Annotated in this window: 11 protein-coding genes; 2 read left to right on the forward strand and 9 right to left on the reverse strand. The window is 56.9% G+C overall.

The genetic code is table 11. The features are described from left to right. Positions 1-3 precede the first annotated feature (3 nt). From FMM72_RS06810 to FMM72_RS06830, 5 genes are all read right to left on the reverse strand, one after another. The gene (locus tag FMM72_RS06810) at positions 4-921 is read right to left on the reverse strand and encodes a helix-turn-helix transcriptional regulator (protein ID WP_162220956.1); all 918 of its coding nucleotides are present in this window, start codon (positions 919-921) and stop codon (positions 4-6) included. A 140-nt stretch (positions 922-1,061) separates the two neighbouring features. Continuing rightward, a complete protein-coding gene (locus FMM72_RS06815) occupies positions 1,062-1,940 on the reverse strand; it encodes a DUF6017 domain-containing protein (protein ID WP_162220957.1) in 879 nt (292 codons plus the stop codon). A gap of 72 nt (positions 1,941-2,012) precedes the next feature. Further along, positions 2,013-4,148 carry a CHAP domain-containing protein gene (locus FMM72_RS17135; RefSeq protein ID WP_257432145.1) on the reverse strand — a complete coding sequence of 712 codons (2,136 nt, stop codon included), beginning with the start codon at positions 4,146-4,148 and terminating at the stop codon, positions 2,013-2,015. Positions 4,149-4,424: 276 nt separating this feature from the next. Beyond that, on the reverse strand, positions 4,425-6,761 hold the full coding sequence (locus tag FMM72_RS06825) for a VirB4-like conjugal transfer ATPase, CD1110 family (protein WP_162220958.1): 2,337 nt from the start codon (positions 6,759-6,761) through the stop codon (positions 4,425-4,427). Continuing rightward, positions 6,754-7,107: a PrgI family mobile element protein gene (locus FMM72_RS06830; RefSeq protein WP_162221069.1), complete on the reverse strand. Its 354-nt coding sequence runs from the start codon at positions 7,105-7,107 to the stop codon at positions 6,754-6,756. Before FMM72_RS06830 ends, FMM72_RS06825 begins: the two co-directional genes overlap by 8 nt. Before the next feature lie 101 nt (positions 7,108-7,208). Here FMM72_RS06830 and FMM72_RS06835 point away from each other — a divergent pair, with 101 nt between their 5' ends. Together FMM72_RS06835 and FMM72_RS17515 are read left to right on the forward strand one after the other, a co-directional pair. Beyond that, entirely contained in the window at positions 7,209-7,541 is a 333-nt protein-coding gene (locus FMM72_RS06835) for a hypothetical protein (RefSeq protein WP_162220959.1), read from the forward strand. A gap of 314 nt (positions 7,542-7,855) precedes the next feature. Then, positions 7,856-8,140, forward strand: a complete 285-nt coding sequence (locus FMM72_RS17515) for a hypothetical protein (protein ID WP_289805148.1) — start codon at positions 7,856-7,858, stop codon at positions 8,138-8,140. Positions 8,141-8,157: 17 nt separating this feature from the next. Here FMM72_RS17515 and FMM72_RS06845 read toward each other — a convergent pair whose 3' ends face one another. The 4 genes from FMM72_RS06845 to FMM72_RS06860 are packed head-to-tail and all read right to left on the reverse strand — an operon-like array spanning position 8,158 to position 12,022. Next, positions 8,158-9,003 (reverse strand): hypothetical protein, encoded by an 846-nt coding sequence (locus FMM72_RS06845; RefSeq protein ID WP_162220960.1) that lies wholly within the window; start codon positions 9,001-9,003, stop codon positions 8,158-8,160. After that, on the reverse strand, positions 9,004-9,867 hold the full coding sequence (locus FMM72_RS06850; protein WP_431603336.1) for a DNA-methyltransferase: 864 nt from the start codon (positions 9,865-9,867) through the stop codon (positions 9,004-9,006). A gap of 60 nt (positions 9,868-9,927) precedes the next feature. Continuing rightward, the gene (locus FMM72_RS06855; RefSeq protein WP_373925765.1) at positions 9,928-10,188 is read right to left on the reverse strand and encodes a formate hydrogenlyase; all 261 of its coding nucleotides are present in this window, start codon (positions 10,186-10,188) and stop codon (positions 9,928-9,930) included. Positions 10,189-10,225: 37 nt separating this feature from the next. Continuing rightward, positions 10,226-12,022: a VirD4-like conjugal transfer protein, CD1115 family gene (locus FMM72_RS06860; RefSeq protein ID WP_162221070.1), complete on the reverse strand. Its 1,797-nt coding sequence runs from the start codon at positions 12,020-12,022 to the stop codon at positions 10,226-10,228. Between the last annotated feature and the right edge of the window lie 148 nt (positions 12,023-12,170).

Consider the following 12,170-nt stretch of genomic DNA (forward strand, 5'->3'; position numbering starts at 1 on the left):
TCTTTATTCTCCTGTATGGTGCTTTCTTGCGGCCTCATGTTTTTCTTTCAATGATTGACGCACAGACTCTGGCTGAATTATTGTTACTCTGTCTCCAAATGACATAAGAAAATCATAAAGCCAATTATTTTCTGGCAGGGTGAACTTAACAGTATATCCGTTCTCATGCTCTATAATGGCTGCATCGTCCAGCGTATCAAATAACCGATACCCAACATCTAAGGTAAATTCCAATTCCAAGTCTATCAATTCCCCGATTTCCTCTGGCATTGGAAAAACTGAATGAAATTGATGTATATCTGTTTTGCGTTCAAAATGTACTTCGGTTAAAAATAGATTTTTCATTCTTGAAAGACGAAATAACCTATTCTCATTCCTTAACAGACAAAAAGCGTATAGATACCATGCCTTATCCTTGTATACCAATTTGTACGGATATACGTTTCGTTTGCCACTATCCCTGGAAGAATTGTAATAATCAAATGTGATTTCGCGGTTTTCAAATATAGCTTGTTTTAGTAGTCTAAACAATCTATTTTCATTTTCTGCAACACTACCCCAACGTGAAAAATCCACATCAATCCAATCCGTTAATCTGGTTTGAAAAACTGCACCGATTTTTTTCAGAATAGTATCCACCTCTGGGTATTGAACGGCTGATAGACTTTGTAAACCAGATAATATCTCTAACTTTTCACTATCTGAAAAAAAGGATTTATCAAGGACATAATCATCAAGAAACTGTATTCCGCCGTTTCTTCCAGTTGTAACATAGATAGGAATACCCGCACTACTCATAACGTCCACGTCACGATAAATCGTGCGAACAGACACTTCAAATTTTTCTGCTAATTCGGGAGCAGTAGCACGTCCCTTATCCAATAGATAATACAAAATTCTAAATAGTCTGCTTTCCTGCAACTTATCACCCCCCATAGCTTGATTATATTTTATAGGTTACTGTTAAGGTGGAGGGTTTTATTATACCTCATCTGGTTTACCTTTGCAACGATATAGACATGAAATAAAATACTACTAAAATATAAAATATCGTTTCGTTCTCATATTCCATCTCCGCCGTAGAGATCGTGGTTGACCTGGGCGGCGTAGTGGTTCTCAATGGTGGCCGGGGCGTTGTACAGCACAGTCAGCAGGTACTGCTTCATGTTCCGTACCTGGGTGGTGTTCTCCCGGAGGCAGTCGAACACGAAGCGGATATGTTCCCCGTCCAGCTTCAGTAGCCGGGACTTCACCACCGCTTGGGGGAAATCGTTCCCAGCCACCCGGATATTTTTCTTTTTGGAGCAGACCGTCTCCACCATCAGCTCCACCATCTCGTCCAACTGTGCGGCGTCATAGGGATGCTCCCGCACGAAATCGTCATAGCCGATGTTCTCCCGGATCATCTCCCGATAGGTGTCCATTTCGCCCTGACTCACTCCGCTGCTCCTGCTCCGCTTCCTTCCCTTCGCTTCAGATGGCTGTGCTGGCACAGACGCAAAAGCCGTGGGAAGGGATGAAGGGAAGGGAAATGATTCCGTAATTTGTGAATCAGTTATTTTGTTTTTGTCTTTATTTAATTGCGTTGTGTCCTCCAACGTTGGATTTTCCGACGCAGGTTCCTCCAACGCAGGCTGGGCCGAAAAAACAGGCCGTTCCCGGATAACGTACTCAGTCCCTTGCAGATGACCTTTTTCATTTCTCACACGGGAGCGGGTGACATACCCGGCTTTCTCCAGCTCCACCACGGCGGCCCGGATAGCGTCCTTGCCCTCCAGGCTGATGCGGGTGAGGCCGGCCAAGGTATAATCCCAATCTTCCGGGAGACTAAGCATCAGGGACAGCAGGCCCTTTGCCTTGAAGGAGATGGTCTTATCCCGCAGGTGGTAATTGCTCATGACGGTGTAATTCTGGGTGCGTTCCACACGAAAAACTGCCATAACATTTCACTCCAACTTCATAAAAATTAGAGCCGGGAAACAGGACAATCCTGTTCCCCGGACTCTTGAAAATTAGTTATAAATAGGGCAGCCATAGCCCCAGATCTCATAATGGCCCACACTATAGCTGCGCTGGCGGCAGCTATCGCCGGAGTTGCCCTCCACGGTGTAGACCACGCCATTCTCCACCCGCTCCACGATGCCCACATGGTCCGGCACATCGTCCTGCGGCCCGGAGCCGCCTTTATTGTTCCAGTCAAAAAATATCAGGTCTCCGGGACGTGGCTCATAGTCGCCATCCTGCCACTGGCCCCGGTCTTTAAACCAATTAGAGCCGCCTGTGCAGCCGGCGAACTTGGGAATCACTCCAGCGTCAATGTAGCCGCACTCGTTGGCGCACCAGCTCACGAAGCAGGCGCACCACTCCACCCGGCTGTTGAAGCCGTACCAGCTCCAGTAGGGCTGGCCGCCCACGTTGCCCACCTGGGACAGCGCCACGGCCACGATCTCGCCGCTGGAGCCGTAGAGGAGGTTGTGCCACATATCACGGGTGGCCGCTGCCAGCAGCTCGTCCAGGGCGGCGTTCTGCTGGCCTGTGAACGCATAAAATACCCGCATATCATCTGGGGTCCTGGGCGTGACCGTGATGGTCAGTACCTTCTCCGTCCAGGCGGGTGTTTCATCCTCGGCAGGATGCTCTACATCCGCTTCCGCAGAGGTGATCTTGGTCATATCCCAGAACACCACCCGCAGCTTCTCCACCGTAGCCGTGTCCAGGACGGCCACAGACACGCCGTCTGATCCGCTGGCAGTCTTGGCGGCGAACACCGCGAACACATCCGCCCAGGAAGGTGAGCCGCCCTGGATCTCCACCCGGTCATAAGTCCCCCCGGCCTGGAGGGCGGACAGCCTGTCTGCGTACTCTCTGTTAATCTGGGCGATCACCGCAGTGGGGGATGCCGCGTCCGGGGAGCCGCTGCCGTCCGAGAAGAAGATGCCGAAGGGCGAGGCGATGAGCAGGCCGATCATGCAGATCACCAGCACCACCACAATCACCACCCAGCCCCCGGCGGCGATGGCGGCGATCAACTCCTGCATGGCCGCAATGGCCGCTTTTATCGCCGCCACGGTGGCTTTCGCCGTGGCCTTGGCGGTGGCCGCCGCCGCTTTTGCTGTGGCACGGGCGGTCTGTACGGCCCGCTGGGTGGCCTTTACGGTAGCTTGGGCAGACTTTTGGGCCGTCTTGACCGTCTGCTGGGCAGTTTTCGCCGTCCGCTGGGTGGTTTTGATGGCCTTTCTGGAGGAGCGTTCCGCCGTCTTTATGGCATGGCGGGCGGTGCGCTCCGGCACTTTCCGTGCTGAACGTGCCGTTTTGACGATGGTTTTTCCACTTTTCTGCACAGGCCGGGTATCGGGATTCCCCGGACTCACCGGCTGGCGAACAGGGTGGGCTGGCGCATATCCGCGCCCGCTGGACGCATGGCCGCGCTGCACCGGAACAGAGGGTGCCGTGTTTCCAGAGCCCTTGCCCTGCGGAACAGAGCCATTGCCCAAACGCTGGGCCTCCGCCCGTTTCACAGCGGCCCTCCGACCCTGTTCCTTCGCAAAGCCCTGCTGCCCCTGGGTAAACGCCTGGGGTGGCTGTTCCGGGGCCTCTGCGGGCTGCCGCTGGATGTAGGCGTCCTTTGTCTTGATGGACAGCCGATCAGGCGTCCCTGGCCTATGGTCAGCAGGAGGAGCGGTGCTGTCACCAGAGGGGTTGCTGATGACAGCATCCCTTGTCTTGATATTCGGTCGCTCCTCTCTCACCCGTGGGGCCGATCCCGCATCCGAGGGAATACCCTGGACAACAGTCTCCCGAATCCTGACCTGGGGCGGCCCCGATCCGGCCTGTGGCGCGGGCGGCGTATCCGGGCGGGAATCATCATGCAAGGCGGACTTTCTTGTTTTGATCCGCCTCTGCTTCATCCGCTCCCCAGGGAATGGTCCAGCACTGGCGCCGCCCTCCCTGGCGGAAACAGCTTCCCTTGTCTTGATCCGGGGACGCTCCTGCGGGGACGGCTCATGGGACGGAGGCTGTTCCCCTGGGGCTTCCGGCGATGGCGAGTCTGCCGGGATCTCCTGCGTGGGTCGGTCTGCGGTGGTGCGCGGCTCCCCATCCTCCTTCCGGCTCTGGGCGGACTTTTTCTTCTTCAGCAGAGCTTCCACACCGCGCCGCGCCTGATAGGCCCCACGGGCGGCGGTGTCCTCGATTCGGCCGCCGCCGTAGTCGCTGGCCTGCCCCCGCTGGGCTGTCTCCCGGAGTTGGCCCCGCAGGCGTTCCGTACCGTCATCCAGCCCACGGCGGACAAGTTCTTTCGGCGTAGACGTAACCTTCTCTTTTAATTTGCCCTTTACTGTGCGTTTTTCTTTGATTTTTGCGATGATCTATCACCTCCCACAACGGGGAACAGGGCCGCAGACACGGCCCTGTTCCCGATATTCTCACGATGTCTCCTGCTCCGATAATTTGGTGGTCATCAAGCGGTAGAGCCGGTTCTTGGGGAAATTGTCCATAAACGGCACGATGGCGCTGCCGCACTTGATGAGGCCCCTGCCGAAGTCCACGTTGGTGATGTAGGAGAGCTGGTTGTCCGAGATGTTCAGCAGCCGAGCCAGCTCCGCCCGGTCGGTGGCCGCCTGGTTCAGCATGACCAGGAACTCGCTGTTGGCCAGCATGGTTCTGGCGGTGTGGGACTGGAGCAGATCATCGACATTCTGAGTTAAACCAGTACAGCAGGCACCGTACTTTCTGACACGTTTCCACAGGGTAAACAGGAAATTTGCGCTGTATTCGTGCTGGAAAAGGAGATAAATCTCGTCAATATAGACCCATGTGTTCCTGCCCAGCGCCCGGTTTCGGATGACCCGGTTAAACACGCTGTCCAGCACCACCAGCATCCCCACCGGCAAGAGTTGCTTACCCAGATCCCGGATGTCGTAGCACAGGATACGGGCGTCTGTGTCCACATTGGTGGGCTTGGCAAAGGTGTTGAGGCTGCCCTCGGTGAACAGCTCTATCGCCAGGGCCACGTCCCGCGCCTCCGGCTCAGACTGGCGGAGCAGCTCGGCGTGGAAGTCCTGGAGGGTGGGGGCTTTCCCCTGGTAGCCGCCCTTGATGTAGCTGTGGTAGACGCTGGCGGTGCAGCGGTCGATGATGGATTTCTCTTTGGCGGACAGCAGCCGGTCCCCCATGAGCTGCTCACACAGGGACAGCAGGAACTCGGATTTCAGCACCACAGGGTTCTCGCCGTCCCCGTAGCCCTGCTCCATGTCCATGGCGTTGATGTGGTTGGGGGAGGTGGCGGAAATATTGATCACCTCGCCGCCCAAACCTTCAATGAGGGGCCGGTACTCGCTTTCTGGGTCGATTACGATGATATCGTCATCGGTGGAGAGGGCCAGATTGACCATCTCCCGCTTGGCGGTGAAGGACTTGCCGGAGCCGGATACACCCAGGACGAAGCCGTTGCCGTTGAGCAGTTCCTTCCGGTTGGCGATGATGAGGTTCTTGCTGATGACGTTTTGCCCGTAATACACCCCGCCCTGGTCCCGCACCTCCTGGGCCTTGAAGGGCATGAGGACGGCCAGCGCCTCGGTGGTCAGCGTCCGCAGGGCATCGATCCGCCGCAGGCCCAGAGGAAGGGCTGTCACCAGCCCGTCCGCCTGCTGCCAGTTCAGGGTGGAGAGCTGGCACAGATGCTTCCGGGCGGCGGACTGGAGGGCATCCGTGTCGCTGTCCAACTCCTCTTTGCTGTCCGCCAGATGCACCAGGGTCACCACGGCGAACATCATCCGCTGATCGCGGGTGGTGAGATCGTCCAGCATCTCACGGGTTTCTTTCCGCTGCTGTTCCAAATCGTAAGGAACAACGGCGGAGAAATTGTTGTTGCTGTTCTGCCGCCGCTGCCAGTTGGTCACGTTGGTCTCAACACCGAGGAGCCGGTTCTGCATCTCCCGGACGGCCTCATCCGTGGGGACGGGGATCACGTCAATGGACAGCATCATGGTGCGGTTCAGTGCCGTCAGCTCGGAAATCATGCTGTCCTTGATATAGCTGGCGTACTCCTTGAGGAACAGCACCCGGCCAAACTTGTCCCCCATGACAAAATAGTCCTTCTTGAACTCCAAGCTGTCCGGGCAGATGGAGTCTTTGAAACTGTGGCCCTTCCGCATCAGGTCCCGCAGATCCACATGGAACTCCGTTTCCTCGCCGGTGCGGTAGAAGTCGTGCAGCACCCGGAGACGCTCCACCGCGTCCAGTTCCTCGCTGTGGGCGTCCAGGTGGCTCAGGCGGGTGGTGACGTCCGCCGTCACCCGGTCGAAGAAGGCGCGGGCCTCCTCAATGGTCTTGCGGTGGACGGAGAGGGTGATGTACCGCTCCTGCACCACGCTGTTGGAGGAGTCGGTGACCTTGTCCATGAGCATGGCGTTGTACTCCGCCCGGTAACCGTCCAGATAGTCATCCTGCCGGGGCAGGAGGATCTTCTGCTCGAAGTCCTGGCGGTTGAGGCGCTTGTTGTTGATGGTCAGTTTGGTGGTGGAGCCGGTGTCCAGGGCGTTCAGCAGCTCCGAGTAGCCCAGGAACATGGACGTTTTGTCCTCTTTCGAGGCGATGGCGTAGTTGATGTCCGAGAAGCGGATGGTTTTGGAGAACTTGCTCCCGAACTGGAAGATTCCATCCGGCCACAGGCGGCGGATGGGGATGGCGTCCTGCACGGACTTGGGGAGGACAAAGCCCTCCCGGTCCTGCTTCAGCGTATTTTGCAGGGTTTTAATCAATTTTCAATGCCTCCTTTACTGCGGAATACTCCATCGCCTGGGCGTAGAGGTTCTCCGCCCGGAACACCAGCTTTCTGGGATACAGCAGCTCCGAGCGGATGACGGCGAGGAGGAAGCGTTCAAAGGTCATGCCGTTGTAGGTAAAAAAGCCGCAGAGGGCGAAGGGGAAGGCGGCCAGGACGCAGATCCAGCCGATTTCCCCGCTGCCCACCACGTTGCGCAGGCCGAAATACAGCCCCACCGCCACCAGTACGGCCAGCAGGGCGAACAGGAACTGCCGCAGGGACAGCCCGAAGAACAGGCTTTCCTGGTAGTCCCGGACTTCTTTGTTGATGCGGACTTCTATGGGTGATCACCTCCAGAATGAAAGAATCGGCAGACAGACCGTTGCAAGGCCCGCCTGCCTATGGTAAGATGCGACAAACCAGAAAAAGGGAGGTCTGTCACATGACGCTGTTTATATTTGGATTTGGTTTGATGTTGCTGCCCATCCTGTTCCGGCTGGCCGTGAAGCTCCGCTTGGGCATCCCCATGCTCTACGCAGTCCTGATGCTCACCGTGTTCCACGGCTGGTATCAGGCTCACATAGCCCTGGCGGACGGCATCTTTTTCGCCCTGATCGGCCTCACTGCCCTGTCCTGGGTGGTGACGCTGCTCCGCCGCCTCTGGGAACTGCTGGAGGATTGGCGGGAGGAACGGGCCATGGCGGAGCTGCTGGCCTACCGCGTCCGGCAGGCCAGGGCCGCTGGCGAGTATGCCATTGACACCCAAGGACTGTGACGTTGATTTTATCGCTCTCCTGTGCTACAATAAGGCAGCTTATTTAAGGGTGAGGAGGCGGATTAGTGAAGGGTTTCAGCCGAAAAAATCTATTATTTTCCCTGTGCGGACTTAACTGCGGACTATGCACCATGCGATTGGGTGGACATTGCGGCGGGTGCGGCAATGGAAACCAATCCTGCAAAATTGCCCGATGCAGTTTGGAACATGGGGGCATGGAGTATTGTTGCGAGTGCCCTCAGTATCCTTGCGAAAAGTACGAGAAGATTGGCGAATACGACTCCTTTATCACCGCACGGAGGCAAAAAGCCGATATGGAAAAACTGCGGGATATCGGAGCTGAGCGCTATAATGCCGAACAGGGGGAGAAGGTGCAGTTGCTGGAGTATCTGCTTTCTTCCTGCAATGACGGGCGCAGGAAAACGCTCTTTTGTCTGGCAGTCAATCTGCTGGAGCTTTCCGATGTGCAAAGTGTCGTTGATCAGCTTATGGCATCTGATCTGCCAACCGTGAAAGAGCGTGCCGTGTATGCAGCGTCACTGTTCCAAAAAGCTGCCGATGAAAAAGGAATTTCCTTGAAATTGAACAGGAAAAAGTAACCGTATTTCTTGATTTGTCAGCCCAGCCCCATCAGTTCCCGGATCAGCCTATCGCTCATTTTGATGCAGCCCACCAAGACAAGCATATTAAAAATCACCTCGCCTACATAGTTCCACACGATGGTGGCCGCCGCCAGGGTATCGTCCGCGATGGCGGGCGGTGTGGAGGCAAAGGCCGAGAAGATCACACAGGCTAACACGATGATGCAGCCCTCCAGACAGATGGCGGCGTAGCTCTTGAGAAAGGCAACGCCAATACTGCTGGAGGGCTGTCCCGCGAAGCTGGCCATGGGGATGGGCGCGATGGCCGTGGCGAGATAGAGCTTGAAAAACCGGGAATAGACGGTTAAAATCATGATCAGGGACAGCACCCAAATAAACAACGACCCCAGCAGGGTAATGGCCCAGAGGGGGATGCTCTCCAAAAAGCCTACGTCCTCGATGATGGTTACCATCTCGGCGGGCAGAGTGGTGTCGGTGAGTGCCGACAGCCCGGAGGCCGTCATGATGGTGGAGATTATCCCCTGGGCCACCTTGAACAGCGCCGTCATCAGTTCCATCCCGTGGGTCACCGCCGCCTGGGCCAGCACAAAACGGATAAAGCACTTGAATACCATCTCCGGCTTCTTTAATTCCGTAAAACTCGAGCAGGTTTTGACGATGCCCATCACAAAGAACAGCACCAGCAGGGCGCAGCCGATGGCTTGGAGCGCGCCGTTGATACCTTGGATGACCGTCCAGACTCCGCCGCCCTTGAACTCCTCCGGGGTGGTACTGAGGAGCTGCCAGATCTCCGCCAGCTTCCCGTTCCAGGTCCCCAGGGCGGAGTTCAGGTTGTCCACGATCCAGTTTCCGCTTCCCACTCACACCACCTCCTTTGCGTCCGAAATTCGTTTCGCGGCCATGGCGCAGTAGTCCGGGGATAGGTCGATCCCGATAAAACTCCGGCCCAGGCGTTTCGCCACAGCGCCGGTTGTACCGCTGCCCATGAAGGGGTCCAGCACCGTGCCGCCAAGGGGGCTTCCCGCCAGGATGCAGGGTTCCACCAGCTTCTCCGGGAACACCGCGAAGTGCGCCCCCTGGAAGCTGCTGCTGGGGACTGTCCAGACGTCCCGCTTGTTCCGGCCCAGCGGGTTGAGGGGAAGTCCGGCAAAGTTCCCCCTTTGCGGAAGGTGTCCGGCATCCAGATCAAAGCTGGAGGCACAGCCTGACGGATAACTCCGGCGTTCTCCCGAACGGGTGGGTGTGATGAAGGATTCCCGGATGGCATCGGCGTCAAAATAGTACCGCTCTGATTTGGACAACAGGAAGATATATTCGTGGCTTCTGGTGCAGCGGTCCCGGACTCCCTCCGGCATGGCGTTGGGCTTGTGCCAGACGATATCTTGCCGCAGATACCAGCCATCCGTTCGCAGGGCCATGGCCAGTGCCCAGGGAATGCCCAGCAAGTCCTTGTTTTTGAGGCTTCTACAGTTTTTCCGGCAGTAGCTGTCGCCTATGACGAGCCACAGGGTCCCGTCCTTCCGCAGTGCCCGCCGCAACTCCCGAAACACCTGGACAAGCCGTTCCAGATACTTCTGGGGCGTTGGCTCCAATCCGATCTGCCCCTTTATCCCATAGTCCCGCAGTCCAAAATAGGGCGGCGAAGTAACACAGGTATGGACACTCTCCGCATCCAGTGTTCGGAGCTGTTCCACGGCGTCGCCGCTGATCAATCGTTCAAATATGGTCAATCACCTCCCCTAAAAGGCGGAGGGCGCGGATGCGCCCTCCTGCTGCTATTTTCCTCATCCGCCCGTGATGAGGGTGAGGATCTCCTTCGTGAAAGTTATGACAATGCCGCCGGCGATGGTGAGCATACCGTTGGCCCGCTGGGAGGGGTCGTGGCTCTTGAGGGACAGGCCCAGCTGGAGGATGCCGAAGCCAAGCAGGATCAGGCCGATGGCCCGGATCAGGGAGAAAATGAACTCGCTCAGATTCTCCACAATCTGGAGGGGATCGTCCGCCGCGAAGGCGGGCACGATCATGACGGCCATGGACAGCACCATGCAGGCGAAGAGGGCGAAGGCCCGCTTGGCGCGGCGCTCAATCTTCTTCTGGCGCTCCAGGGTGTTCATGGGCTTCTGGGACTTCTTCATGATCTTCATAGGTTGCAGTCTCCTTTTCTTCATCAGATGGTTCGGTTTCCGGGGCGAACAGCGGTTCCCCCTGGAACTTCAGTTCAGGCTTTTCCTGATGGTGGATGTAGGGCGGCCCACCGCCGTCAACGGTGTGACGGATGGCGGGGTGTTCGGTCAGCTCGTACTTCAGATCCATCACCGGCTTGGTGCCCCGGATGAACAGGATGGCGTAGCGGTTGTCCAGCCCACGCACCTCATCTGGAGTCAACAATTCGCGGCCGCTCATTTGAAAATTGGTGGAGTACGATCCGGATTTGCCCTTGGTCTGACCGTGGGTGCGGGTGTCAATCGTGGCTTTCCCAAGGGCCTCTGAGATGTACTTGTGGGTGGACGATTCGTTGCCGCCCAAGTACAGAATTGTGTCACTATTGCCCGGAATTGTCTCCCAACTATCCTTAAAAAGTTCCTTGATTTGTGCCATGTTCTGAATAATGGTGCTTGCCGAAATGTTGCGGGAGCGCATGGTGGCCAGCTCACGGGTGAAGCCTGGGAGGGGCATGGCGGCGAACTCATCCAATATAAAGTGGACGTGGCAGGGCAAGGCCCCATGGTGGATCTGGTCGGCGCTGTAGTAGAGGGCCTGGAACGCCTGGGCGTAGAGCAGGCTCACTAAAAAGTTAAAGCTCTGGTCGTTGTCGGGTATGACGGCGTAGAGCGCGCACTTCTGCTCCCCCAGGGTGTAGAGGTCCATATCGTCCCTGTCGGTGATGGCCTTGATCTGAGGCAGGTTGAAGGGGGCCAGCCGGACGGCGGTGGACACGAGTATGCTTTTTGAGGTCTTGCCGGCAGCCATTTTGAAGACTTTGTACTGCCTCACCGCCACACTGTCCGGCTTCTCCCGCTCAATGGCCTGGAAGAGCAGATCCAGGGGCGAGACGTATTCCTCGTCCTCCTCCTTGACCTCGGCGTACTCCAGCACCCGCATCACCATGGAGAAGTTCTGTTCGTATTCCGGAGCCTCCTGCCACAGCATGAGGATGATGGCCTGGAGCAGAGCTGTCTCTGATTTCTCCCAAAACGGGTCGGAATTGTGACTGTTTTTAGGCGTAGTCGCTTGAATCAGGTTGTTTACCAGCCGGAGAGCGTCCTTTTCGTCCCGGATGTAGCGGAAGGGATTATAGCCGTCCGACTGCTCCAGGTTGACGAGGTTCAGCACCCGGATATCGTAGCCCTGGCTTTTCAAATATCCACCCGTAGCCAGCAGGACTTCGGACTTGGGGTCCGTGATCACATAGTTGGTGTTGGCCTCCAGGATATTCGGCTTCACATAGGTTCTCGACTTGCCCGCACCGGAGCCGCCGATGACCAGCACGTTGAGGGAGCGGCGGTGCTTGTGGGTATCCAGCCCCAGGCGGACGTTTTTGGTCAGCAGCTTGTTCTGTTTCTGAGCGAACATAGCGTTGACCTGCCGGGGGGAGGCCCAGGCGGCGGAGCCGTGTTCCTCGCCGTCACGGGTTCGGCCCTGCTGGTCGGCGTAGAGGCATATCCCCATGATGTACGCCCCGGTGCAGACCAGGATGGTCACAAGGCTGTGATTCGTCCACTGGATGCGGAAGGGGTGTTCCATGGCCGCCGTCAGGTTGGCAATGATGTCGGGCAGGCCACCGCCCAGGGACTGAGCCAGCAGCAGCGCCGCCCAGACCACGGGAATATAGAGAAATAGGTAAACGGCGAATTTACCCGTCCGGGATGGTTGATTCAGATCTTCCTCACCTCCAAAAAATACAGCAGCCCGAAGAATCTGCGCCTTGACAGATCCTCCGGGCCTGTGTTACGATAGCTGCGGTACTTCCCTGTGATCCTAACGCACGTTTTTATTGGGATTTTGATCCCTCTTGTGCTGTGACCGC

Source organism: Anaerotruncus colihominis (genome assembly GCF_010206195.1).
Classification (GTDB): Bacteria; Bacillota; Clostridia; order Oscillospirales; family Ruminococcaceae; genus Anaerotruncus; species Anaerotruncus colihominis_A.